Source organism: Pseudomonas sp. FW305-7, from assembly GCF_058786735.1.
In genome coordinates this window covers 81,927-106,392 of record NZ_JBYSZA010000010.1, presented here as the reverse complement: position 1 = coordinate 106,392, position 24,466 = coordinate 81,927, and the positions used below count along the sequence as shown (strand labels likewise).

Below are 24,466 nucleotides of genomic sequence, written 5' to 3'. Positions count from 1 at the left end.
GGGTTGAATCAGAAGGAATAGGTACCGGTCATCACGACGCTACGTGGCGCGCCCGGCATTATCTGCGCGGCGCTGGTTGCCGACGCGTAATACTCGCGATCGGTGATGTTGTTCAAAGCCGTGCGCAAATCCCAGTCCTTGAAGCGATAACCGACCAGCGCATCCCAGCGGCCATAACCCGGCAGCACCGTGGTATTGGCGTTATCGGCATAACGCTGGCCGACCAGCGTCAGGCCGGTTTCGCCATACCAGCCCATCTCCGGTTTCCAGGTCAGGAACAGGCTGCCGTTGTGCTTGGCGACGTTGTTGATGCGTTTGCCTTCGAGGCCGTTGTTGTCCTTTTCGATTTTCGCGTCCTGCATACCGACGCCACCGCGCATGTACCAGTTACCGACGATGTTGCCGGTGGCGGTCAGCTCGATCCCGCGTGAACGTTGCAGGCCGGACATCACCGTCAGGGTCGGATCATTCGGATCGGTGGTGCGGCGGTTGTAGAGTTCCAGGTCATAGATCGCCAGCGTCGTGCTCAAACGATCATCGAGCCAGTCACTCTTCACGCCGATTTCTTTCTGCTTGGTCAACTCGGGGCTGAGGTCGTTGGTGTTGCCGGCCGCACCGGGAGTGATGCCAATCAGGCCACCGCCCACCGGCGAAAAGGTCTTCGACCACGAGGCGTAGAACGAGTGATTCTGCAACGGCGTCCAGACCAGGCCCACACGCGGGCTGGTGCTGTGGCTGTCGCGGTCTTCGGAAGTGTTCTTGAGCTTGTTGGTCGATTCGATATCGAAGGTGTCGTAACGCAAACCGCCGAGCAATTGCCATTGATCGTTCAGGCGCAGTTGATCCTGCACGTACACCGCACGGCTTTCGACTTCGGTGTGGCTGTCGCTGAAGGTCTGCATGCTGCCGGTGTGGCGCAGGTCGCGATTGGGGTTGAACAGGTCCAGCGACGGCACGGCTTGCGCGCCAGGTGTCCTGCCGGTGGCGGCGTTGTACAACTTCGGATCGCGACGCTGGCTGCCGATTTCGATACCGGTCAGCAGGCGATGCTCAAGGCCGAAGGTATCGAAACCGCCTTCCAGTTCAAGGTTGTTAGTGACGTTGCGGGTGGTCAGATCCTGTTGCCAGTGCTGGCGCGTAACCTTGTTGGTCGCCGGGGTGTAACCGGTCAGGTAGGTGTTGTCGAAATCACTGTCGAGCTTGAACACGCCGAGGGTCTGGCGCAGTTGCCAGTTGTCGTTGATCTCGTAAGTGAGTTTCGAGCGCAGCGATTGCGCCTTGTCGTCGATGAAATCGTGATCGTTGCCATAGGTCGTGTCGCGGCCGACATCGGCTGGCCGCCCGTTTACGCCTGGAATGCCGCGATCCGGCGTGCGGTTGTAGCGGCTGTATTCGTACTGCACCAGCCAGTTCAGGTCGGGTGTCAGCTGCCAGCTCATCGACGGTGCGAACAGTTGGCGGTTGCCGCTGACGCCGTCGCGGAAACTGTTTTCGTCCATGTTGCCCATGTTCAGGCGCAGGCTGATGTTCTCGCTCGGATCGGTGCTGAGGTCGGCGTACAGGCTGCGCAAGTCTTCACTGCCGCCCTGGGCTTCGATGGTCGAGCGACGGCCAGCCACAGGCGCCTTGCTGACGCGGTTGACGATCCCGCCCTGACTGCCGCGACCGTACAACACGGCGGCCGGGCCTTTGAGCACTTCAACGCGTTCGATGTTGTGCAAGTCGCGTTTGTATTGGCTATCGTCGCGGATGCCGTCCAGATAGAAGTCGTTGCTGGCGTCGAAACCGCGGATGCGCAAGCTGTCGAAACGGGTGTCGGCGCTGCTGCTGACGTTGGGCATTCCGCTCAGGGCATCGCCGATGTCGTTAGTGCCGTAGTTGGCAACGTTCGACGTCTTGATCGAATCGATGGCCTGCGGCACGTAGCGCACCGGAGTCGAGGTGCGGGTTGCGGTGTTGCTGATTTTTACGCGCGGGTCATCGGCTTCCTCTTGCGCTTGAGCGCTGATGGCGGTGGCGGGCAATTCAGTCGCCGAGTAGGCAAAACCACTGGATAGAAAGGCAGAAAGCCCAAGGGTGGCGGGCGTAAGACGGAACGGGGCAGGCATTGAAAAGCGCATCCGAAAGGGTGGAAGAATTCGAGTGCGCGAATGGTAATGCTTTGCATTTACTTCCGTTAATTATTCCCTATAAGTTCCTTTGTCAGTTTGTTTCTATTTGTGTCGATGTCGATACAACTTGAACGATCGGACAATTCGTCCGATTCGCGAAACAGACTGAAAGCCAATCTGGCGTTTTTCCGCAACAAGTCGAGGGCTAGTCTGCCGGCATCGATTTTCCCCACTTTTCTGCCGGAGTTTTCTGATGGTCCTTCACTACATTTACGACCCGCTGTGCGGCTGGTGCTACGGCGCCAAACCATTGGTGCAGGCGGCGCAGGCAGTGCTGCCAGTGATCGCTCATGCCGGCGGGATGATGAGCGGCGCCAATCGCCAGCGTGTTTCGTCGCAGCTGCGCAACTACGTCATGCCCCATGATCGGCGGATTGCCGAATACACCGGACAACCCTTTGGCGAGGCCTATTTCGAAGGCTTATTGCGCGATGACACGGCTATTTTCGATTCGACGCCCCCGATCGCCGCCGTCATGGCAGCAGAGACCGTTGATGGTCGTGGTCTTGAGCTGCTCGGGCGTTTGCAGACGGCGCATTACCTGGAAGGTCGCCGGATTGCCGATGAATCCGTACTTCTCGAATTCGCCCGTCAGATGGGCTATGCCGGTGAAGCGTTTCTCGCGGCGTTCCAATCCGTGGATACCGAACAACATATAAAGGCCAGCCGCGCACTGCTGGCTCAGCTGGGCGGCCAGGGATTTCCGACGTTTGCGCTAGAGCGGGACGGCCAGTTCACGCTGGTCGATATCAGCCCTTGGTTAGGCAAGCCACAAGCCTTCGCTGCTTGGTTGGGACAGTCCGTTGAAGTGAATGGGGCGGGTGAATCGCCAGCGCTCTGTGGTCTTGATGGTTGTGCGTGATACGCCTTGATTCACTGGCTGGCGGCATTTCCCAGCAAGGAGTCAGCGCAAAATTTACGATTCTTAGACGATTTTTGCCTATTTAAAGACGATTCTTGAAATTGACACATAGTTCAGGGCGCGGCTACGATTCGGCCCAACGCCTGTGGCCAACCGCCATGACTCAAAATAAGGAGCAGGCCCGCCATGACATTGTCTTGGGCGGGTCTTTTTGTTTCGGGGTGAATAAAAGAGTGCAATAAGCGCCGTTTCAGCCGTTCGACACAGCGCGTTTCAACCCGTAATAAGGAAAACAAAATGTTGAACAAGCGAATCAGTCTGATCGCATTGGGGATGTTGAGCGCCACTTCGGCCATGGCTAACGACCAGGCCGAGTCCAAGGGTTTTCAAGAAGACAGCAGCCTGAAAGTGTTGCTGCGCAATGCCTACATCAATCGTGACTACAAAGACGGTAACAAGGACAAAGCCGAATGGGGCCAAGCGGCCATCGGTACGTTCTCGTCCGGCTTCACCCAAGGCACCATCGGTGTCGGTGTTGACGCTTTCGGTTTGTACGCGCTGCGTCTGGATGGCGGCAAGGGCCGCAGCGGCGCCGGTGGGATCGACTTCTTCAAGCAAGACAACAGCTATGAAGAAGGCCACAACGGTAGCGCGGCCAACGACCTGGCCAAGGCCGGCGCGGCGGTCAAATTCCGCTTCTCCAACACCGTGCTGACCTACGGTGACCAGATGCCGGCTCTGCCGGTGCTGAACTACGACAACTCCCGCCTGCTGCCGGAAAGCTACACCGGTACTTTGATCACTTCCAAAGAGATCAAAGGCCTGGAGCTGAACGCCGGTCGTTTCACCGCTGAATCGCGCAAGAGCGATGAAGGTCGTGACAGCGGTGGCCTGAAGTCGATCAACGTGTTGGGCGGTAGCTATCAGTTCACTGAGCGCTTCAAAGGTGCGCTGTACGCTTCCGACGTTGAAGACGTATTGAAGAAACAATACGTGAACGCCAACTACGTGTTGCCGTTCAACAAGGATCAGTCCCTGACCCTGGACTTCAACGGCTATCGCACCAAGCTCGACAGCTCGTACGTCCGCGAAAACACCGTGCCGGGCAAAAGCATCGTGACCGGTCAGGACAACAAGATCTGGAGCCTGGCAGCCACCTTCGCCACTGGCCCGCACTCGTTCACCGTGGCGCACCAGCGCTCCACCGGCGACAGCAACCTGGGCTACGCCTACGGCGGCTATCAGAAAGATCAACAGCGTGTTGGCGACGGTGGCAACACCATTTACCTGGCCAACTCCTACTGGTCCGACTTCAACGCTGAAGACGAACGCAGCTGGCAGCTCGGCTACGGCCTGGACTTCGGCGCATTCGGCGTTCCGGGTCTGAGCTACAACTTCGCTTACGTGCGTGGCGACAACATCACCACGTCCACCAGCGAAGGCGGCACCGAGCGCGAAATCTTCAACCAGTTCAAGTACGTCGTGCAAAGTGGCCCGGCCAAAGACCTGAGCGTGAAACTGCGCAGCTCGATCCTGCGTGTTTCGCAGAAGTCCAGCGAGTACAACGTCGGCGGCAACGAGTTGCGAGTATTCGTGGATTACCCGATCAACATCTTCTGATGCGCGATCAGGTCTAATCGATGTGAGAAAAACCCCGACTGGCTCGGGGTTTTTTTTCGACGGTTTTTTGATGAAAACCAGAAAAAACCCGAGTTTTTGTCATGTAAAAGTTGTTTTTCAGACGCTGCAAACGCCGTTTCAAACAGGGCTTTAAATGCCTGAAATTCTTTCTCATGGACGCAAATTCTCCACCTAATAGATTAGGCCGCTCAACGCAGCGGAGAATTTGGTAATGATCGTTTTGAACAGAGAAGTGGGCGAATCGCTACGGCGCGACAAATATGTCAACGTCCAGGGTGGTGACTTCAATCTCTACGGTCATTTTGCCGACTTCGTCAGACTGACCAAAAGTTGGGAAAACATGGAGCCTGACAGCTACTACGGTCAGGCCGAAGCCGGCATGCGTTACCGTCGTTACAGCGACTTTGAGTACAACCCCAAGACACGTGAACTGAAACAACTCGAGCATCGCGCGTACGTGCAGTCCAAGGAAAACAACGCCTATGTGGGCGGCCTGGTGCGGCACTTTCAGGACTTCTCCGATGAAGTGATTACTTCGCCGGTGATGCGCAGCCTGATCGACACCGATTTTGAAGTGTACAAAAGCGTCTTGCCGGAAGAGCTGCACGATGAAATCTGGCAATGCCAGATCCACCAGATCCGCATCGAAATCAAACCCGGCAAACAACTTGAAATCACCCCGGAAGGGATTCACTGCGACGGCTATCCGTTCAGCGGCGTGCACTTCTGGGGGCGCAACAATGTCGAGGGTGCCGAGAGTCGTCTGTACGACATCCATGAGCATCAACTGGCGTCGACCACCTACCAGGAAATTCTCGACACCACGTACTTTCTCGACCGCGACATGCGCCACTACGTGACCCCGGCGCGCAACACGCATACCCATGCCATGGCGTACCGGCAGATTCTGGCGATTTCTTTCTCGCGGCCCGGGACCGCTTTCGACATTGTTCGCTAATCAGATCACCCCAATCGACGGCGTCGAGTGCTCGACGCCGGTGGTGCTGCGCCGCGCCACGGCCAAGGATGCGCAGCGCATGGAGCGCTTCTTCCGCCAGTTCGACGAAGTGTCGTTCTGCGAGTGGCAGGACGCCAAATGCCTGCGCGGCGTGTTGATCCAGAAAACCACCACCGCCTATCTGGCGTTCGACGTGGCCGGCGAAATCGTCGGCGCGGTACTGGGCGGCATGCTCGGCAGCCGCGGCACGATTAATCATCTGGCCGTCAGCCCGCGCTATCGCAGCCAAGGCGTCGGTCAACGCCTGGTTGAAGCAGCGTCGTCGGACATGAAGCGGGTGGGTGTGTTGCGGATGTTTCTGTTCGTCGACGATGCTAACCTCGCGGGCAAACGATTCTGGGCTGCCCAGGGTTTTTGCGAGCCTCATGGCGAACGGACATTTGAGAGGGATCTATGAATGAAACGTCCGGCAGTGCGCCGCTGATGGTCAACCATCAGCCATCGCGCACGTTTGCCGAAGCCAGCCCGGTGGTGGCCGGGTATTTCACCGTGTCATTTGTATTCGGGTTGATGGCCGTCAACGCCGGGCTGCCGATGTGGTTACCCGTGGCGATGTGTTTGTTCGTCTACGCCGGCGCTTCACAATTCGCTGCACTGGCGTTGATCTCCAGCGGTGCTTCGCTGACCACCATCGTGCTGACCACGTTCCTGATCAATGCGCGGCACATGCTGATGTCGGTTTACATGGCCAAAGCCCTGCGCGCCTTGGGGCTCAGTCGCATGGAGCGCTGGTGTTACGCCGGCGGCCTGACCGACGAATCCTTCGCTTTCCACAGCGTTAAACTCGGCACTGGCGCACCGGTCAACGTGCGCTATCTGATTGGCTTCAACCTGTTTTGCCACACCTCATGGGTGCTTGGCGGTCTGCTCGGCGCTGTGTGCGCGCAGTACGCCGCGCACTTGATCAAATACCAGCTCGACTACGCACTGACGGCGATGATGCTCTATGTGCTGGTGTCGCTGTGCAATACCCGCAACAAACTGATTGCAGCCGCTGCGGCAGTGATTTGCATGGGCGCGCTGAGCCTGGTCGGCAGCTCGCCGTTTAATGTGTTTATCGCCACGTTTGTGGGCTGCGGAGTGGGTGTATGCCTGACCAAACGTTCCTGATTCTGGTGGTCGCGCTGATGATGGCCGTGACCTTCCTGCCACGCGCCTTGCCCCTGCAAGTGAATACCGAGCACTGGCCGCCGTTTATCGCGCGGGCGCTGGAGTACTTGCCGGTGGCGATCGTCGCTGCGATCAGCCTGACACCCTTGTTGATCAAGGATCAGCACATACAGCTCGATCGCCCGGAATTTTATGCAGCGATTCCGACGTTGTTATGTGCGTACTTCAGCAAAAACCTCTTTCTCAGTGTGGCGGTTGGGACGGCTGCGTACATTGCGCTCGGCTCGTTCATGTAACGGCAGATCGACGACGTCGCTCAGTGCCTGATTCGACAGATCAGGATTGTTCACCGCCAGGCGCACTTCGAGGAAATCCTCGAAACCGGGGAAAATCGTCAGGCCATTCTTTTGCGCGGCCTCGCGAGAAACCATGCCGACCGCATCCATCTGGGTGATCAGCGACAGCGTCAGGGTTTCGCTGCACGAGTAAACCATGCGCTGGCCATTCTCGTGATTGCCCAACCCGGCGTCGAGAAAACGCAAAAAGCTGTGGGAATACGGACAATCTTCCGCAGGACGCACCTGAAACTTGTTGCCCAGCAACGTCAGCGGATCGTTTTCCTGGCCGCAATGCGCGCCGACCACCTGCACCTGAACATCCGGCAGCACGATGCTTGGCAAACCCGGCCGCTGCGGGCCGATCAGCACCGCGAGATCAAAGTCCTCGTTCTTCAGCTTGCTGAGATTTTCCATCGACTCGGCGTAGCTGAATTCCATCTGATAATCGGGAAACACCTCGATCAGGCGTCCGATCATTCGCCGATTGAAATCGGGCGACAACGTGTTGTTCAACGCCACTTTCAACGTGCGCTGCCCCGGCACTTTCAATGCCTCGACTTTTTCTTCCATCTGTCGTGTGGCAATCAACACTCGGTCCATATACGGCGTGAGCTCGGTGCCTTGCGGCGTCAGCGTCAAGCCTTTGTTGGAACGGCGAAACAAGCGGAAACCGAACTGCTCTTCGACCTTGTTCAACTGCGCGGCCAACGCCTGCACAGTCAGGCACGAATGCTCGGCTGCGGCCGACAACGAGCCGGTCTGCACGATGCGCATGAGGTTGCGTAAGGTTCTGCTATCCATGGGTAATGCCCTCTGAAGTGGGCTGGGTATTGTTGTTTACGAGACTGCCGATCCGGCGTCATATGCCGGCTATATTCCTGCACCTGAGCATAGTTGTCGCGGGTTTAGTAGCGAATTGATGTCCCCGCCGATGGCTGGAGGCTGACAAAGGATCGGGGTTTTTGGTGACGTGGGGGTGATTGGGGTCAAAAAAAGTGCCCGACTCGGACGAGTCGGGCAATTTTATATGTCTCGGGACTACATCATTTCGAGTTGTTTCCCACACCGCTAAGCCACCGGTTTTCACCGCTGGCGGAAGCCTCCTATAGAACAAAGCGAATGGGCTGATTTACCGCCAACGCACAAGTGGCTGAAATATCGGGCAGTTATTTTCGGGACTTTTAGTCCTAGGCCATGGATATCCAGGCAATGCCGGCATCCGCGAAGCTAGCGAGTCGATGCCATGAGTTTGCAGGGGAGCAGGGCGTTACCCGACCAAAAAAACTGGAAAGATCTGGGCTTGCCGGATATTCGGGATATTGAACCCGGGCTTCTGATTTCTGCGGTTAGAGAGCTTCCGGGTGCATCAAGCCTCAATGCCGCGTGGGAGCAAGTTGCCAGCGGCTTCGGACTTGATCAGGGGCTGGATGCTGTTCTGATCGAAACACCTTATGTACCGATTTTGGTGAAGCGTGAAAATTTACTTCATACGGTGGAAAAGCGTCCGAATGCCCGTGAGCGGTTCACCGAATTTGCCCGCGATACCCTGACGAGACCATTAGAGATATGGCGGGTTTCCTACGATGATGCCTCATTTCGACTTTCCTTCATCGGTGCTTACAACGCGAGATACCAGATGCTGGTGGTGATACATGTTGAGCACGGCAACGTACTCTTGAATTTCATGAACTGTGACAAGAAAAGCCTGAACAAGCATCGGCATGGTGGGCTGCTGTATCGACGTTACCGATAGCGCAAACAAAAAAGGGCAGCCTTCTCAGGCTGCCCTTCACATTAATGTCGCTTGATATTTTGCTCCCTCAAGCAGGGGGAGAAGAGGTCTCACCCGAGCGCTGATTTTCAGGTCATCAACGGGGTTCCTAACGCCGACTATCGCCACCTGAAGGCAGTCGGTTTCGCGCTCTTGGCCAGATTCTCTGCCACGGAATATTGCAGTGTCAATCTGAAGTTTTGAGTGGCTTTATTCGTATACGAATAATTCAATGGAAAATATTCATATTTGTACTACGCTCAAGTTGCGTTACAGCTACGAAGGATAAACATGCCTACCTCAACTCAAGCCCTCACCCCGCGTGAACAACTCGACGTTCCGGAAGCCGGGCGCGTTGCGTTGAAGTTCTTCTTCAATCTCATGGAGCGTTGGGGCTGCAACGCCGAGCAGCAACGCACGTTGCTGGGTGGCGTCGGCAACACCACGTTCTACAAGTACAAACACCTGCCGCCGAACATTCGCCTGCCACACGACACGCTGGAGCGTATCTCGTACCTGATGGGCATTCACAAGGCGTTGAGCATTATCTTCAGCAACAGTCGCGAGCGCGCCTACACATGGGTCAGCAGCCCCAACACGGCTGCGCCATTCAATGGCCGAACGGCACTGGATTACATGCTGGCGGGGAGGGTGGTCGACATCGCCGACGTGCGCCGTTACCTCGACGGGGTGCGCGGGTGAAGGCCCCGCCGCTGGCCGAACCGCAATGGCCCAAGGCTTATCGGATCGTCAACAGCAGCTTCCCGCCGATTGCGCTGTTTGAAGATGTGCTCGACCCCGAAGACCTGGAACTCGCCTACGCGCTGGAAGCGCTGACCAATGACCGCTTGATCGAACAGGCCGGCGTGCTCGCCCGCGTGCGCCCCGAAGACCGACTCTCCGGCCCCGGTTCGACGCCGGTGATGGCGGCTTTTACCCACATTGGCAAAAGCAGCCGTTTCACCGATGGCACTTTCGGCGTCTACTACGCCGCCAGCAGCCAGACTGCCGCCATCGCTGAAACCTGCTATCACCAGGAGCGTTTCCTCGCGGCCACCAACGAGGCGGATCTTGAATTGACCATGCGTACCTACGTCAATCGCGTGGTTAAACCGCTGCATGATGTTCGTCACGACTTCCCCGACTTACATCAACCCGATCCAGACGCCTATGGCCCATCCCAGTCGTTTGCCCGACAACTGCGCGAATCTGAATCCTGGGGACTGCTCTACAACAGCGTCCGCCTGCCGGGCCACGAATGTGTCGCCGCGTTCCGTCCGCCGGCAGTGTCGATACCGAAGCAGGGCAATCATCTGCGTTATGTGTGGAGTGCGAGCCAGCGCAGGATTTCGTTTGTGTTTGAGATCAGTCAGGTTTGAAATGCAGAGTTTTTGCGCAGGAAGGTACATTGCGCTGCATCCGGGTCTTTCGCGCCGCCGGATAATGCTGGTTGTGACCGGCAAACCCTGCACGTTGTCGGTGTGCAGAGGGCCGGTCCGTGGAGTCCACATACCTGAAGCTTCTCGCGTTACAGCGAGGGCGTTTTTCTGCCTGTTTTGTCGGGTTTTATCTTTTGTGCAATAACGGCAAAGTCTGCGCGCTTCCAACGCGGCAGGGTAGTGTCACCCCGGGATGCCTCCTTGAAGTAGGGCAAAGTTCCCCAGAGATCCACATCGCCTACCAGGTACACGCGATGCTGGGCACGCGTCAGCGCCACATTGATCAGGTTTGGTTTTGACGAAGCCCACTGGGCTCCTCCAGCGTTTTCGGGGTCGGTCCCCAACACCATAAACACAGTTTTTTCTTCCTTGCCTTGAAACGTATGGACGGTGCCGATGCTGCGCTTGATCCAGTGTTTCAACTCATCACGCTTTGGCACTGAAGGTTGCCACTCGACTTGCATGATCTGTTCACGCAGGGCCTGACGAATAGCCTTGAACGGCGAGATCACATAAAGCTCGGGCAGTACGCGGTCACGTTGGAAGAGCGACACAATGACCTTGATCATGAACTCGATCTGTTCTGGCACCGATTGCTTGCGTTCAACGGCGCCCCGAATGTCGACCCATCCACTTGCAAGATCAATCAAAGGTGCAGCCATGGGCACGCGGGTTCGCAGGCCGTAGACCATTTTGTTGTCGTAGGCGATGCGATTGGCGAGCGAGAACATCGGTTCATGACAACGACGGTGTACGCGCAGGGGGCTTCCGATCCAGATGTTCTCGTCCATGAAAGAGGCATAGGCGCCGAACCGATTAGCCTGGTCGGCCAGGCGCTGCACGGAAACACAATGGGGGGCGTAAGCATTGTCGGCTGTTACTGGATGGAGCTTTCCCAGCGCATCAATAAGGGGGGTTGGCAGGGTAAATACCGGTTCAATTTGCAACGGATCCCCCACCACGACGCACCGCTTGGCGCGCCAAAGTGCGCCGACCGCTGCTTGTGGGACAGCCTGTCCGGCCTCATCGATAAATACCCAGCCCAGCGAGCCTGGGCCTAAGCCGCGAAACTGATTGGCGAAAGACGCGAACGTACTGGAAACGACGGGCACGACCATGAACAGGTTTTGCCAGATTTGCAGCGTATGCTTCGGATCTTCCGGCACTTGATTGGAAAGCACTTTGTTTACAGCAACCAGGTTGGCTCCCAGCGCACCACCCTTTTGTGCGGTCTCATGTACCCACGCTTGCTGAAGCTGCAACGCAGCGGCGAACAGTGCTGAGCGCAGCTGCGCCAGCTCTTCGTCGTGCCATAGCCCTTCGATCTGCAATTGCTCATCACTGACTAGGTCCAGCGCTCGAGTGGGCAAGCGAGGTACACGTAACCGAGTACGGAGTTGGTCATGTTCCGAGCACCAATTGCGCCATTGCTGCGTCAACAAGCTCAGTTTCTGTTTCTCGTTCTCTAGATCACGGGTTGCTTCGTTTAATTCGTCGGTATGTTTCGTCACCTTGCCCTGTAGCGCCGTGATCCCTTGATGAGTGCTGAGCTGATTCAGAGCGTTGGATTTGCGTTGTTGAACGTACGCCTTCGCTTCCTGAGTGCGGAACAGGCGCGCCCAGAAACCGGGAGATGAGCGATCAATCAACTGCTGCTCCAGAATCAGCTGTTGTAGTGTCTGCTGCAGGGTACGCACTTCGTGCTGTTTAATGGTCAGCGCAGCAGAGATGACATCGACGTGTGCTTTCGCCTCTTGAATAAGGGCGACCGATGAAGCGAGATAATCGGCTTCAGTGCCTTGGCCAACGATGTCGAGCAATTCGGCCAGTCGCTCACGTTCGGTCAAGGCGGCCTCGACGGCTTTATCGGCCTGGTGAAAGAGCTCGCGAGCGTCGCTGAAGTTCACCGGGTTAGGTTCTTTGAGCCAATCCCAGAACCGTTTTGGTTGCTCACTGCTCTTGGTCTTAAGCGAGAACATGCTGAAGCGCTCATTAAAGAGGCGTCGATTACGGGAGTTGCCCAGTGCACAACTGATCAACCCCCAGGGCATCTGATCTCCCTGAGGAGAAGTTGCGCCGCCCTTGCCTTCTTTCACCGCAATATTGTGTGCCACGGGTTGCAGATAACCGCAGTGACGCCAGTGTTCACCCAATGCTTTGCGCTTGACCAGGTCGACGGAGATATTTTCGACCGCAGCATTGTTTGTCGACGCTACCACCATTTCGAACCCGGTCAGTGCGTCAATCAGTGGACGCAATGTGACCGTGTTCGAGTTTCCTTTGAACCGAACCCGGCTGGAGTTTTTGACAAACGCATCATCCGCTTTCGCCAGCCCCGCCAGTATCCGAGCGCGCTGGACGATGTTGTCGGCAAACAGATCGCGCAACAGTGTCGTCTTGCCTGTGCCTGGCGGGCCGTTGACGGCAAAGAGGCCGTCGTTTTGGGTTTCTTGGCGAATCTGGTTGAGCGCAAACTGTTGCATCAGGCTCATCGATTGATCAGCTTCCGCCAACCAGTGTCCACGGTTGAGAAAACGTGGACGCAGTGCATTCAGGATCGCCGTGCAGCCGTCTTCGCTGTACAGGTCTATTCGATTGATCGCGGGCAGTGCACTCAGGAACTGCGCCAGCGTTGGTGGAATGGTGCCGCTGCTGACGCCTTCAATGGCGCGTTCGATATCGCGGATATAAAAGCTGTTGAGGATATCCAGTTCCTCAAGCACATCTTCTTCGTCATCCTTTTCTGACTCGTCCGGGACAATCTTTTCAGAAGATGAGCCGTTGAGGGGTTTTACTTTCGCGGTTAGCACTGCAATGGGTTGCGCGTCGTCAGGGGTGAAGCCGGCCCAATCGCAGAGCAGAGTCTGAAGCTTCACCACCTCGTGGGCTTGCATGCTTTGGCCCGCGAAAGTGCCACGACTGCTCATGAAGTTACGCAGTCTTTGTATGAGGTCCTCTCGTGCCGAATTGAACGCGTCATGGCTCAGGGACTGGAGTCCGCTGGACAGCGTTTGACCAAGCGCCCAGGGCGTTGTGGAAATGGAAATTGCGTCGATGACCGGGTTGCCTGCTCTATCCAGAGGCAACTTGGCGAAGCAGGTCATGCCCTCAAGCTCTGTCCGCTCTTCATTTTCAAAGCCGCCTTCATCGGTCGAAGCCGTTTGTGGAGGAGGCAATACGCTTTCACAGATACGACTGATTTGCGATTTGTCGAAGATGCCAAGAAAAAGGTTATAGCCGGTAACAGTTTTTTCTTCGGCTACGTCGATGCTGAGCCAGTCAGCATCAGTTTGTTCAAGGTTGTTACGCCGAAGGGTCGTGGATTGCCATTCTTCAAGATCATCAAGATATTGCTCCAATCCGTAGGGGATGAAGAATTCGACCTTATGCCAGTAATCCAGAATTGCGAGGGTTGTTGCTTGAGCGAGGGGGGTCACGTACTTATTCCCGAAAGTCCTTGTTCGAGCGCGCAGTTTACAACGGATGCTTTGACCGCAGTCAGCACGCTTAATGTGGACGTTCCAGAAACAACAAAGCCCCTGCATTTCTGCAAGGGCTTTGTTTTGTATGGTGCCGGCACCAGGAGTCGAACCCGGGACCTACTGATTACAAGTCAGTTGCTCTACCAACTGAGCTATACCGGCGTGTGGGCGACGATTATAGCGATTGGGTTGGTTCTGTAAACCCCTGAATTCAGACTATTTTTATGCAGGTGCTGGATCAGGTTCGGTGAAGAGGCTGTCTCTGCGTTTTGGCCCTTGAAAACAGGAGCTTCAACAGTCTGGCGCCTAAGGGAAGAGGGTGCGTTTTTCTTGATCAAATATGTCGCGCATAAGCGGTTTATGTCCTTTTGATTGGGAGCTTATGCACAACGGATCGACTGGATTGCTCGCATTGGCATGAATTTGCGGAGCGGTTCTCATTTTGTTCGCAAATCCCTGTTTTTCAGGTTTTTTATCTATATGAACAAAAAATGACCAGCTGTGCTAAAGCCTCGAAACAGGCGCGGATATTGGATCCACTGAAATTCCATCAACAGAGTTATCCACAGGTTGTGCGAATTTAAACGCGCTCGGCCAACAACATGAAATTACGCGGAGTCAGCGGCGTATCGCAGAAGGTGCCAAGACGTACGACGTATCCCAGCTCGACGAGGAAAAGTGCGCGGTCCAGATTCAGCCAAAGCTCCAGCGGTCGTCGGAATAATCCTCGCAATAACTCCAGGTTGCGAACTTCGGCCAACCGCAGCCATCCGGCTGCTTCCAGCGCTGGCCAATCTTGCGAGCCGACTGTGGATAACTCTTTGAGCGCTGCCAGATCGCGGCAGTAATCAGCGAATGGTTTGTCCAGCCAGGCGCTGGGTAGCGATGGCGTCGGCAAGTATTGGTCGACACCGCGCAGCTGTCGTTGCAGCAGATCGAAAGCTAAACGACGGGCCATCGAGGTATCGCGCTGCCGACGGACCCGTGCACCTGCGGTAACGGTTTCGCTCATCGGCAGGGCCAGATCTTCCACCGAGAGGTGTAGGAACGATCTCGATCCGACCGAGGACACTGGCTGATATTCGCTGCGGCTGATGCGGTTGTAGCAGCAAGGCGCGATTGCCATTTGTTGGCAACCGGCCGCGCCGGCCAGTTGCATCAGGCGTACATGCAAATCGCCGCAGGCGTGGAGGGCGACGGGTGTGTGGGCTGCGTTCAATACACCTGAAGCATTCGCTGCCAACACATCCTGCTCGACATGCAGCGCATGTAAATGATGGCGCTGACTCAACGCCTGACCGCTGGCGACCAATGCCGGATCGTATTCAACGCAGGTCAGCTGTTGGCCATCACTCAACAACCGCCGGCCCAGGTGGCCCTTGCCGGAGCACCAGTCCAGCCAGTGCGTCGGTTGCGAGGCGAAAGCCAAACGGCTGGCAAACGCCTCGATCTGCTGCCACTTGCGTCCCGGTACGTCGACATTCAAGCGATGCTCGGCAGCTTTCAGCGCATGCCTCGGCAACTCACCGACCGCGCTCAGCTCAGCCGACAGCGTCGCCAACGAAGCAAACGGCTCCGGCGCATCCACAAGATCAGCAGGTTGGTTGTGAGCGTTTTCTGCGTCTTCCAGAGTGCGCCCGCGTAGCCACAAGGCCAACTCCGGGTAGGACGCTTCCCAGGCAAGAGAACGATGAGTGAACGGACGAGGTTTCCACAGCGCCTGATGCTCAATCAAAAAAGTGTCCAGCGCGGTGAAGCGGGCGAGTAAGTCCTCGCCCGTCAGCACGCAGGAGGAGTCAACGCCCTTGGCAGGCATCGACGCGCAACCATCGCTCCAGCTGTTTGAATGCCTGAACGAGAACAAACGACATCAGCAGGTAAATGACGCCTGCGGTGAAGAACATATCCACGGTGAGGTAGTTGCGGGCAATGATCGTGCGGGTAATGCCGGTGAGTTCGAGCAAGGTCACCGTGCTCGCCAGAGAACTGGCCTTCAACATCAGGATGACTTCGTTGCTGTAGGCCGGCAGGCCGATGCGCGCGGCGCGGGGCAGGACGATATAGAACAAAGCCTTGGCCTTGGACATGCCCAGTGCGCGTGCGGCTTCGATCTCCCCAGGCGGGATCGCTTGAATGGCGCCACGCAGGATCTCGGCGATATAGGCAGCGGTATGCAGGGTCATCGTGGCGACGGCGCACCAGAAGGGTTCTCGCAAATACGGCCACATGAAACTGTCGCGTACGGCGTCGAACTGAGCCAGGCCGTAGTAGACCAGAAACAGTTGCACGAGCAACGGAGTGCCACGAAAGAAAAAGATGTAAGCGTAAGGAAATGCGCGAACAAACCAGAGCTTGGAGGAGCGCGCGATGCCCAGAGGGATCGCCAGCAACAACCCGAGAATAACGGCGATGCCCACCAGTTCGAGTGTCAGGACCGCGCCCTGAAAGAACTTCGGCAGCCACTTATAGATGACTTCCCATTCCATTACGTCGTCCTCACGAAGCCACGGGCGGCGCGTTTTTCCATGAAGTGCATGGTGGCCATCGCCAGTATGGTCAGGCCCAGATACATGACGGCTGCGACCAGATAGAAGGTGAATGGATGCTTGGCAAAGGTCACGGCGTTCTGCGCATTGCGCATGATTTCTTCCAGGCCGATGACCGACACCAGAGCGGTGTCTTTCATCAGGATCATGAACAGGTTGCCAAGGCCTGGAAGGGCGATACGCCACATCTGCGGCATGATCAACCGGGTGAAGATCCGCCATTTCGACAGGCCCAAGGCCTGACCGGCCTCACGGTGTCCTTTCGGAATGGCCAGGATGGCGCCACGAAATACCTCCGTGGCATAGGCGCCGAAGCACAGCCCGAGTGCGGTTACGCCCGCCACAAAGGGGCTTAGCGCCAGGTCTGGATTGCCAAAGTATTCGCCAATGGCATTCATCGTCTTGACGGTGCCGAGGTAGATCAGCAGAACCCAAAGCAGTTCCGGCACACCACGTACGATGGTCGAGTAGGTTTCGCCAAGCCATTGCAGCGGCTTGTACGGGGAAGTCTTGGCCAAGGCGCCGAGCAGGCCGAGCACCAGTCCCAGGCACAGGGCCGTGAGAGCCAGTTGCACGGTCATCAGCGCGCCGGCAGCGAGGGCCGGGCCGAATCCGTAGAGGTCGATAATCATGGATTTCTGTTCAAATTGCGGCAGGCAAAGTCGGGAGCCGGCGCCATCGCATGGCGCCAGTCCCACAGGTCAGGATCAGTAGATGCTGAACGGGAAGTACTTGTCGTTGATCTTCTTGTAGGTACCGTCGGCGACGATTTCCTTCAGGGCGGCGTTCAGCTTCTCACGCAGAGGGTCACCCTTGCGCACAGCGATGCCGATCTTGTCGCTTTCCACGACCGGGTCGCCTTTGAACTCGTAGTTCTTGCCAGCGTCGCTTTTCAGCCAGTCGTAGTTGGCGTACTTGTCGGCGAGGATCGCGTCGACACGACCGGAAGTCAGGTCGAGGTAGGCGTTTTCCTGAGTGTCGTAGAGTTTGACGTTGACATCGCTACCGTAGGTGTCATCAAGCCAGGTGCCCGCCAGCGTGGCGCGCTGCGTACCGATGGCCTTGCCTTTGAGCGAGTCCTTGTCGGTTTTGAAGTCGACGTTTTTCGGGGCGATGAATTGCAGCTTGTTCGAGTAGTACGGGTCGGTGAAGTCCACCGCGCCTTTGCGCTCGTCGGTGATCGACAGCGAGGAGATCAGGAAGTCGAATTTCTTCGCGTTCAGGGCCGGGATGATGCCGTCCCAGTCGGAGGTGACCACGGTGCACTCGACTTTCATCTTGGCGCACAGGGCGTCGCCGATGTCTTTGTCAAAGCCGACAACCTGGCCGCTGGCATCTTTGTTGTTGAACGGCGGGTAAGCCGCTTCGATGCCCATCTTCAGGGTTTCGGCCATGGCACCGGCGCTGAACGCCAGGGTGACGGCCGCAGCCAGGAAGACCTTTTTATAGTTCTGCATGCATGTTGCTCCGTTAGCGGTTGCTGGACATGAATTGTTTGCAGCGCGCCGAAAGCGGGTTTTCGAACACCTGCTGTGGCGATCCTTGCTCTTCTATAAGGCCCTGATGAAGGAACACCACTTCGCTGGAGACCTGACGGGCGAAACCCATTTCGTGGGTCACAAGCAGCATGGTGCGGCCTTCTTCGGCCAATGCGCGGATGACACTAAGTACTTCCTGAACCATTTCCGGGTCAAGCGCGGAGGTGGGTTCGTCGAACAGGATCACCTTCGGTTGCATGGCCAGCGTGCGGGCAATCGCTGCACGTTGTTGCTGGCCACCGGACAATTGCGCCGGGTAGGCGTGGCGCTTGTCGGCGATGCCGACCTTGGCCAGCAGCGCTTCGGCGACTTCGATGGCTTCGGCCTTGCTCTGGCCGAGCACACGGCGCGGTGCCTCGATGATGTTGTCGAGGATGCTCATGTGCGGCCACAGATTAAAGTTTTGAAACACAAAACCAATTTCGGAACGCAGGCGGTTGATCTGTTTGCCGTCGGCGGCAACCAGTTCGCCATTTTTGGCGGCCTTGAGCTTGAGTTCTTCGCCGGCCACCAGAATCTGGCCCTGATGCGGGTTTTCCAGCAGGTTGATGCAACGCAGGAACGTGGACTTGCCGGAACCGGAGGAACCCAGGATCGAGATCACATCGCCGTCACGGGCGGTCAGCGAAATGCCTTTGAGCACCTCAAGCTTTCCGTAGCGTTTGTGCAAGTTGCGGATTTCAAGCGCGGGCGTGGCCTCAGCCATGTGCGTTCCTCATATATGTTGCGCTCCAGCTGTTGGGTGGCCTTCCTGGCGAGGCGGCCACGCTAGCATAGCGTTTCAATGGCAGCCAACAGCGCTACGAGCGGTAAACGGATGGCATGTGGCAGGTTGTCGCATCAGCACAGCTGACTGTCGCCCCATCAACAACCGAACGGGTGTTTGATCGTGCAATCCCGTGGGTGTCGCGTAAAAAAAGGCGCGATGTTGCCAGCTTTGGCGGGGTGTTGGAAGCGCTATCCGGCCGAACGTTCCTGAATCGCCCTTTTATTGTGCATCCCACACTTTTTCAGTGTGTTTCTGGTGCGCCCGATCGTTTGAAAAGTGAGTCGCAGGGTAACGCTCTGGCGTAATGCCATTAAATCCAAGGACTTGCGATGACTGTCCGGTCGCGCCGGAACCCGCAGGCCAGAAGAGTTTGAAACATTTTGGCGCAATTATTGCGTGCAGAATCTGGAACGCCCCGTTGGTTTCTTTTTACGAGAAGGAAAACCAGACGGGACGGACGCAATCGCTTTCCTCGCAAAGGTAGTTCCGATGAGCAGTACCCCAAGCTCCAATGGCCTTGAACAAGGGCTCAAACCGCGTCATGTGACCATGCTGTCGATCGCCGGTGTTATCGGCGCAGGTCTGTTCGTTGGCTCCGGCCACGCCATCGCTGCCGCCGGCCCTGCCGTGCTGCTGGCCTACGCCGCTGCCGGTACCCTGGTGGTGCTGGTGATGCGCATGCTCGGCGAAATGGCGGTTGCTTCGCCGGACACCGGTTCGTTCTCGACTTATGCCGACCGTGCCATCGGGCACTGGGCCGGTTTCACCATCGGCTGGTTGTATTGGTGGTTCTGGGTATTGGTGATTCCATTGGAAGCCAACGCCGCCGCGACCATCCTGCACGCGTGGTTCCCCGATGTGGGTATCTGGGCTTTCGCTCTGATCATCACCATGTTGCTGACCGTGACCAACCTGTTCAGTGTGAAGAATTACGGCGAGTTCGAATTCTGGTTTGCCCTGATCAAAGTGTTGGCGATCATTGGCTTCATCATCCTCGGTCTGGCAGCGATCTTCGGCTTCCTGCCGAACAGCCAGGTCAGCGGTGTTTCGCACCTGTTCGACACGCAAGGCTTCCTGCCAAACGGCATGGGCGCGGTGTTGGGCGCGATCCTGACCACCATGTTCTCGTTCATGGGTACCGAAATCGTGACCATCGCGGCCGCGGAATCGAAAAACCCGGGCAAGCAAATCTCCAAGGCCACCAACTCGGTGATCTGGCGGATCGGCTTGTTCTACCTTGTATCGATCTTCATCGTTGTGGCGCTGGTGCCGTGGAACGATCCTACGCTGGCCAACCTTGGTTCCTACCAGACCGTGCTTGAGCGCATGGGCATCCCTAACGCCAAGATGATCGTTGATATCGTGGTGCTGGTCGCTGTAACCAGCTGCCTGAACTCGGCGCTCTACACCTCGTCGCGCATGCTGTTCTCCCTGGGCAAACGCGGTGATGCACCGGCCATGGCGACTCGCGTGAACAAAAGCGGTACGCCTTACTGGGCGGTGATGCTGTCTACTGGTGCGGCGTTCCTGTGCACATTCGCCAACTACGTGGCTCCGGCCGCCGTGTTCGAATTCCTGCTGGCCAGCTCCGGCGCCATCGCGCTGCTGGTGTACCTGGTGATCGCCTTCTCGCAACTGCGTATGCGCAAACAGCGCGTGGCTCGCGGCGAGAAAATCGTCTTCAGCATGTGGCTGTTCCCGGGCCTGACCTACGCGGTGATCATCTTCATCATCGCGGCCCTGACCATCATGCTGTTCCAGGAAGCCCACCGCGTGGAAATCCTCGCGACCGGCCTGCTGAGTCTGCTGGTCGTCGCAGCCGGTCTGCTGGTGGCGCGCCGCCGCAAGCTGGAAAAAAGTGGTGCGGTGGTGCTGAACTGATCCGTAACACGTAATGCAAACGGCCGCTGTCAGTGATGACGAGCGGCCGTTTTTGTTTGAGAGCTTTGCTCAGACGGGATGAACCCAATCCTCAATACGCAATCCGGAAACACGTTCAAATTCCCGCACATTGTTCGTGACTACGATAAGTCCAAGCGACCGTGCGTGGCCTGCGATCATTTGGTCGTACGGTCCAATGGGTGTTCCCGCTTTCGCAAGTTCAGATCGAATCATCCCGGTCTGTGCTGCTGCGTCATTATCGAAAGGCAAGATTTCCAATCGCGCAACGAATCCTTCGACAACCGCTAGATTCTTTTCTGGGGCCGCGGACTTTTCAGCACCGTAAATAAGCTCCATGAGCGTGATAGCGCTGATGCACAACTGCCCGGAATGTCGATTGAAAGCTTCCCGGACAATTTGTGGTTTGTTCTTGATGGTGAAGATGCAGATGTTGGTATCCAGCATGTATTTGATCATCAGAACGACTCGCGCTCCTGATCAGCGGGTTGCTCACGGTCAGCCATGAAATCAGGGGTGACGCTGTCGCCATCAAACCAGCTATCCCAGCTTTCTCCAGCAGGCGTAATGACGCGTGTTCTGCCAATCGCGATGATTTCCACTCGTTTAACGTCGCCGGGCATCGCAACTGCCTTTGGCAGTCGAACTGCCTGACTTCTATTGCTCATGAAAATTGTGGTCTGTTCCATATTTGACCTCCAAGGTCTGCTCCTGCGATGAGCTCAGGATAGGTTGAGCTTGGGATATGTCAATGGGATATACATTGTCATCGGACAAAGGGTAACCAAGCCATCCAAACTAAAACGGCCGCTGTGAGTGATGACTAGCGGCCGTTTTTGTTTGTGAGCGTGGTTTATTCGCTCTTGTCTTCCTGTGCTTCCACCGACTTGCCATAAGCATCCAGCGCAACCCCGAAATCGGTGATGAACTGTGGTTCGCTCAGCCAGGCCTGGGCTTCTTCGATCGTTACGCCTTCTGCCCACATGCGGTAGTCGATCAGCATGTCGGCGGCCAGGTGCGTGGCGGCCATGCCTTCGTTGTCGGCGTTTTCCATGTCCAGCAGTTCTGGATGATCAACGATGATGAACGCCAGTTCGCGCAGCAGCGTCAACAGCATCTCGTTGCGGCTGATGGCTTCGGCGTCGCGCATTTTGCTGAACATCGCCAGGGTGTAATCCGGGATCGGCTCGGCGAGGTGACCGAGGTCTTCGTCCTGATCCAGCGGCTTACGCCCGACCATACGGATTTGCTTGGCTTTGGCCTTGGCGCGTTTGGCGCGTTTCTGTTGCTTGTTCAGGGATGCCATGGGAACTCAGTTCTTCTGTTGGGTTTGTGCGGCGATCGCGTCGGACGCTGCTACATAGTCGGCCTGGAAGGCCGGGGATTCGATCCACGCCAATGCGCCGGCCTCGTCGGTTTCTTTCGACCACTGGCGATACTCGATCAGCGCCGCGAGGATGAAGTCCATCGCGCCTTCTTCGCCTTCCTGCTCATAGACCAGTTCCAGCAACGGGTCTTCGAGGAACGCGGTGCACAGGGCTTGCTGGCTGATCTTCTCGGCGTCGATCATTTTCTTGAACAGCTCGGTCAGATCCACCGACTCGAAGTCGATGCGGTCGTCGTTCGGGTCCAGCTCGACCGGCGCTTCGGCGCGTTTGCTGCGGTTCTGTTTGGCCTTGGTCTTGGCCCGGGCGGCGCGTTTTTGCTGCTTGTTGGCGGAGGCCATGATGTTGTTCCGTGGTGCGTTGGTTGGGCTCAGCTGCGCGGAATTTGCCGCCCGGGTGTGTCGGGGGCCAATTCACCGGTTTGCAGCCAGGTCAGAGCGATGGGCCATAGTGTGGCTTGGTATGCGCTGCGAAAAAAGGCGAAATGTCCGACTTGTTGCTCGCCGATGTCCTGCGGTTCGATGCGCAGGTGGGTTTTCGAGGCGTTAGTGAAGTAGGCGAGCAGGCGTTCGATGGCCGAAACAGTGCCGTAGGGATCGTCGCTGATGCTGATCGCCAGGGTTTGAGCACGGACATTGTCGAAGGGCAGAGCGCCGCGTTTTTCCATGAGGGCGCGACCGCTTGGGCGCCGTTCGAAACGCGGGGCAGGCGTGCTCCAGTCGCGCACAACGCCGGTTGGCGTATCCTCCAGCCAGCCAAGGCGTTTGCCGGGGAAGTAGCCGCAGAACAGCGTCAGCAGCGGCATCAGCAGATGCCATTTGCCGAACATGCGCCAGCGCTGCTCGGGGGCGTAATCGCGCCAATAGGCGAACTGAGCGCCAACGGTGACCAGCCGTCGGATGACCTGCCCGGATTCACCGAGGCCCGCCGCACAGCCACCAAAACTATGCCCGACCACGTCGATGGGTTGACCGGGAAACTCTCGCTGCACACGTTTGAGCATCGCCTCGAAATCCAGCGCTCCCCAATCGGTCCATGAGGCGTGCAATCCTTTCATCGAGTCGGGGCGCGATTCGCCGATGCCACGGTAGTCGTAGGTGATAACGTCGAAACCATTGGCGAACAGATGAGCGGCGAAACGCGAGTAATGACGGCAGCGCACGGAAGTGGCGGCGTTGATGATCACCACCGGGTGCTGGATGTCGGGCAGGGCATGTCGCCAAGTGAAACCGCCAAGGACAAAACCGTCGGCAGCGGTTTCCTTGAAGGCTTCACCCTGCATCTCAGCGGCTGCTGATGCCCTGCGCTGCACACTTTCCAATTCGGGCGTGTCGTGAGAACTCATGGCACTCGATCTTCGCGGGTAGCTGCCAACAATAGTCTCGGCGCATCCAGGGGACAATCCGCAGCGCTTACTCAGTGGATTCGCTGAGTAAGCGTTCCTCGATCAACGCCTGTTCTTTTTGCAGCTCCGCTCGTAGTTCTTCGACACTTGGCAGCACCTTTTTGTAGCTGCTGGCGAACAGTTGTTCATTGCCTTTGAGTATTGAGTAGCGTGCGACCGCCTCGTTGTCCTGCGCACATAAAATGATCCCGACGGTGGGACGGTCGCCTTCACTGCGCTTGAGTTCGTCGTACATGCGTACGTACATGTCCATCTGCCCGACATCACCGGCACTGAGCTGGCCGCGTTTGAGATCAATGATCACGAAGCATTTGAGCAGGTAGTTGTAAAACACCAGATCGATGTACAGATCCGAACCGCCTGCGCTGATGCGTTGTTGTTGGGCCACAAAGGAAAAGCCTTTGCCCAGTTCAAGCAGAAAACTTTGCAGGTGATCGATGAGCGCTTGTTCAAGCCCCGATTCATTGACCTTGCCCGGGGAGGGCAAGCCGAGAAACTCGAGGATCACCGGGTCGCGGATGAACTCTCGCGGATTGCAGTGCATCGCTGCGATGTTGGTTGTGGCTTCCTCGACCACACCCGCCTTGTCCCGACTCATCAGCAGGCGCTCGTAGTACATCGTATTGATCTGGCGGTCGAGGACGCGGCTCGACCAGTTGAGGGTGGCGCATTCGTCCATATACCACTGGCGGGCCTTGGCACTTTCGACCCGCAGGAGCCGGCGATAGTGGGTCCAACTCAATTCGAGACGCAGTGCGTCTCGAATTGGGAAGGTCCGATAGAAAAGGCGCATCTTGCGCAGGTTGGTCTCATCAAATCCCTTCCCGAATTTAACCGTCAGATCCTTCGCCAGTATGGCCAGCAACTGCTTGCCATACCCAGCGCGCCGGGCGCCTTCCTGTTCAAACTCCACGATATGCCGGCCAGTCTGCCAGCAGGTCTGAACCTGAATCGTATCGACCACACGCAGCACTTTTTGCCGTGACTGGCGAATCAGCTCGCCCAGTTCACCCAACAGTGAATCGATTTTCGGATCTTGCGTGTCAGCAGGTTCAAGCTTGCTCATCAGGTCTTCCACGTCATTGGAAACAG

Annotated in this window: 24 protein-coding genes and 1 tRNA gene; 10 read left to right on the top strand and 15 right to left on the bottom strand. The window is 57.0% G+C overall.

Annotated features, from left to right (window positions below; all coding sequences use genetic code 11):
* Window positions 1–8: 8 nt before the first annotated feature.
* Complete coding sequence (locus AC3WMT_RS14570) at window positions 9–2,108, bottom strand: TonB-dependent receptor (RefSeq protein ID WP_103304167.1); 2,100 nt, start codon at window positions 2,106–2,108, stop codon at window positions 9–11.
* Window positions 2,109–2,364: 256 nt separating this feature from the next.
* Between AC3WMT_RS14570 and AC3WMT_RS14565 the strand changes: the two genes are divergently transcribed.
* From AC3WMT_RS14565 to AC3WMT_RS14540, 6 genes are all read left to right on the top strand, one after another.
* Complete coding sequence (locus tag AC3WMT_RS14565) at window positions 2,365–3,033, top strand: DsbA family protein (protein ID WP_103304168.1); 669 nt, start codon at window positions 2,365–2,367, stop codon at window positions 3,031–3,033.
* A 297-nt stretch (window positions 3,034–3,330) separates the two neighbouring features.
* Window positions 3,331–4,653: an OprD family porin gene (locus AC3WMT_RS14560; RefSeq protein WP_103304169.1), complete on the top strand. Its 1,323-nt coding sequence runs from the start codon at window positions 3,331–3,333 to the stop codon at window positions 4,651–4,653.
* 232 nt (window positions 4,654–4,885) lie between these two features.
* Complete coding sequence (locus AC3WMT_RS14555) at window positions 4,886–5,632, top strand: 2OG-Fe dioxygenase family protein (protein ID WP_034151909.1); 747 nt, start codon at window positions 4,886–4,888, stop codon at window positions 5,630–5,632.
* 79 nt (window positions 5,633–5,711) lie between these two features.
* On the top strand, window positions 5,712–6,089 hold the full coding sequence (locus AC3WMT_RS14550; RefSeq protein WP_016986309.1) for a GNAT family N-acetyltransferase: 378 nt from the start codon (window positions 5,712–5,714) through the stop codon (window positions 6,087–6,089).
* Window positions 6,086–6,802, top strand: a complete 717-nt coding sequence (locus tag AC3WMT_RS14545; RefSeq protein ID WP_103304170.1) for an AzlC family ABC transporter permease — start codon at window positions 6,086–6,088, stop codon at window positions 6,800–6,802. The genes AC3WMT_RS14550 and AC3WMT_RS14545 overlap by 4 nt, the downstream gene beginning before the upstream one ends.
* A complete protein-coding gene (locus tag AC3WMT_RS14540; RefSeq protein WP_007909127.1) occupies window positions 6,781–7,098 on the top strand; it encodes an AzlD domain-containing protein in 318 nt (105 codons plus the stop codon). The genes AC3WMT_RS14545 and AC3WMT_RS14540 overlap by 22 nt, the downstream gene beginning before the upstream one ends.
* Here AC3WMT_RS14540 and AC3WMT_RS14535 read toward each other — a convergent pair.
* Window positions 7,015–7,941 (bottom strand): LysR family transcriptional regulator, encoded by a 927-nt coding sequence (locus AC3WMT_RS14535; protein WP_103304171.1) that lies wholly within the window; start codon window positions 7,939–7,941, stop codon window positions 7,015–7,017. The two genes, AC3WMT_RS14540 and AC3WMT_RS14535, sit on opposite strands and share 84 nt — an antisense overlap.
* 442 nt (window positions 7,942–8,383) lie before the next feature.
* On the opposite strand from AC3WMT_RS14535, the gene AC3WMT_RS14530 reads away from it, so the two are divergent.
* The 3 genes from AC3WMT_RS14530 (at window position 8,384) to AC3WMT_RS14520 (ending at window position 10,290) form a co-directional block, all read left to right on the top strand.
* Window positions 8,384–8,893: a PBECR2 nuclease fold domain-containing protein gene (locus AC3WMT_RS14530; RefSeq protein ID WP_158249173.1), complete on the top strand. Its 510-nt coding sequence runs from the start codon at window positions 8,384–8,386 to the stop codon at window positions 8,891–8,893.
* Between the two features lie 309 nt (window positions 8,894–9,202).
* Window positions 9,203–9,613 carry an MbcA/ParS/Xre antitoxin family protein gene (locus tag AC3WMT_RS14525; RefSeq protein WP_103304172.1) on the top strand — a complete coding sequence of 137 codons (411 nt, stop codon included), beginning with the start codon at window positions 9,203–9,205 and terminating at the stop codon, window positions 9,611–9,613.
* Window positions 9,610–10,290 carry an RES family NAD+ phosphorylase gene (locus AC3WMT_RS14520; protein ID WP_103304173.1) on the top strand — a complete coding sequence of 227 codons (681 nt, stop codon included), beginning with the start codon at window positions 9,610–9,612 and terminating at the stop codon, window positions 10,288–10,290. Before AC3WMT_RS14525 ends, AC3WMT_RS14520 begins: the two co-directional genes overlap by 4 nt.
* 149 nt (window positions 10,291–10,439) lie before the next feature.
* On the opposite strand, the gene AC3WMT_RS14515 is transcribed toward AC3WMT_RS14520, so the two are convergent.
* The 7 genes from AC3WMT_RS14515 to AC3WMT_RS14485 all read right to left on the bottom strand — a co-directional run bounded on the left by AC3WMT_RS14515 (window position 10,440) and on the right by AC3WMT_RS14485 (window position 18,622).
* The gene (locus AC3WMT_RS14515) at window positions 10,440–13,787 is read right to left on the bottom strand and encodes a DEAD/DEAH box helicase (protein WP_158249174.1); all 3,348 of its coding nucleotides are present in this window, start codon (window positions 13,785–13,787) and stop codon (window positions 10,440–10,442) included.
* A 131-nt stretch (window positions 13,788–13,918) separates the two neighbouring features.
* Window positions 13,919–13,994: transfer RNA gene (locus tag AC3WMT_RS14510), tRNA-Thr, on the bottom strand.
* Between the two features lie 418 nt (window positions 13,995–14,412).
* Window positions 14,413–15,648, bottom strand: a complete 1,236-nt coding sequence (locus AC3WMT_RS14505; protein ID WP_103304175.1) for a methyltransferase — start codon at window positions 15,646–15,648, stop codon at window positions 14,413–14,415.
* Window positions 15,629–16,318 (bottom strand): ABC transporter permease, encoded by a 690-nt coding sequence (locus AC3WMT_RS14500; RefSeq protein ID WP_099757735.1) that lies wholly within the window; start codon window positions 16,316–16,318, stop codon window positions 15,629–15,631. The genes AC3WMT_RS14505 and AC3WMT_RS14500 overlap by 20 nt, the downstream gene beginning before the upstream one ends.
* A complete protein-coding gene (locus AC3WMT_RS14495; RefSeq protein ID WP_095047149.1) occupies window positions 16,318–17,010 on the bottom strand; it encodes an ABC transporter permease in 693 nt (230 codons plus the stop codon). Before AC3WMT_RS14495 ends, AC3WMT_RS14500 begins: the two co-directional genes overlap by 1 nt.
* Before the next feature lie 75 nt (window positions 17,011–17,085).
* Window positions 17,086–17,835: an ABC transporter substrate-binding protein gene (locus AC3WMT_RS14490; protein ID WP_103304176.1), complete on the bottom strand. Its 750-nt coding sequence runs from the start codon at window positions 17,833–17,835 to the stop codon at window positions 17,086–17,088.
* 13 nt (window positions 17,836–17,848) lie between these two features.
* Window positions 17,849–18,622, bottom strand: a complete 774-nt coding sequence (locus AC3WMT_RS14485) for an ABC transporter ATP-binding protein (RefSeq protein WP_103304177.1) — start codon at window positions 18,620–18,622, stop codon at window positions 17,849–17,851.
* 552 nt (window positions 18,623–19,174) lie between these two features.
* Here AC3WMT_RS14485 and gabP point away from each other — a divergent pair.
* A complete protein-coding gene (gene gabP / locus AC3WMT_RS14480) occupies window positions 19,175–20,566 on the top strand; it encodes a GABA permease (protein WP_103304178.1) in 1,392 nt (463 codons plus the stop codon).
* Window positions 20,567–20,635: 69 nt separating this feature from the next.
* Here gabP and vapC read toward each other — a convergent pair whose 3' ends face one another.
* The 6 genes from vapC to AC3WMT_RS14450 all read right to left on the bottom strand — a co-directional run bounded on the left by vapC (window position 20,636) and on the right by AC3WMT_RS14450 (window position 24,440).
* Window positions 20,636–21,043 (bottom strand): type II toxin-antitoxin system tRNA(fMet)-specific endonuclease VapC, encoded by a 408-nt coding sequence (gene vapC, locus AC3WMT_RS14475; protein WP_103304179.1) that lies wholly within the window; start codon window positions 21,041–21,043, stop codon window positions 20,636–20,638.
* Window positions 21,043–21,273 carry a type II toxin-antitoxin system VapB family antitoxin gene (gene vapB / locus AC3WMT_RS14470; protein ID WP_103304180.1) on the bottom strand — a complete coding sequence of 77 codons (231 nt, stop codon included), beginning with the start codon at window positions 21,271–21,273 and terminating at the stop codon, window positions 21,043–21,045. The genes vapC and vapB overlap by 1 nt, the downstream gene beginning before the upstream one ends.
* A 164-nt stretch (window positions 21,274–21,437) precedes the next feature.
* Window positions 21,438–21,890 (bottom strand): hypothetical protein, encoded by a 453-nt coding sequence (locus tag AC3WMT_RS14465; RefSeq protein ID WP_103304181.1) that lies wholly within the window; start codon window positions 21,888–21,890, stop codon window positions 21,438–21,440.
* A 6-nt stretch (window positions 21,891–21,896) separates the two neighbouring features.
* On the bottom strand, window positions 21,897–22,310 hold the full coding sequence (locus tag AC3WMT_RS14460; protein WP_103304182.1) for a hypothetical protein: 414 nt from the start codon (window positions 22,308–22,310) through the stop codon (window positions 21,897–21,899).
* 29 nt (window positions 22,311–22,339) lie between these two features.
* Window positions 22,340–23,251 (bottom strand): alpha/beta hydrolase family protein, encoded by a 912-nt coding sequence (locus AC3WMT_RS14455; protein ID WP_249412148.1) that lies wholly within the window; start codon window positions 23,249–23,251, stop codon window positions 22,340–22,342.
* A 130-nt stretch (window positions 23,252–23,381) separates the two neighbouring features.
* Window positions 23,382–24,440 carry a PDDEXK nuclease domain-containing protein gene (locus AC3WMT_RS14450; RefSeq protein WP_103304184.1) on the bottom strand — a complete coding sequence of 353 codons (1,059 nt, stop codon included), beginning with the start codon at window positions 24,438–24,440 and terminating at the stop codon, window positions 23,382–23,384.
* Window positions 24,441–24,466 lie beyond the last annotated feature (26 nt).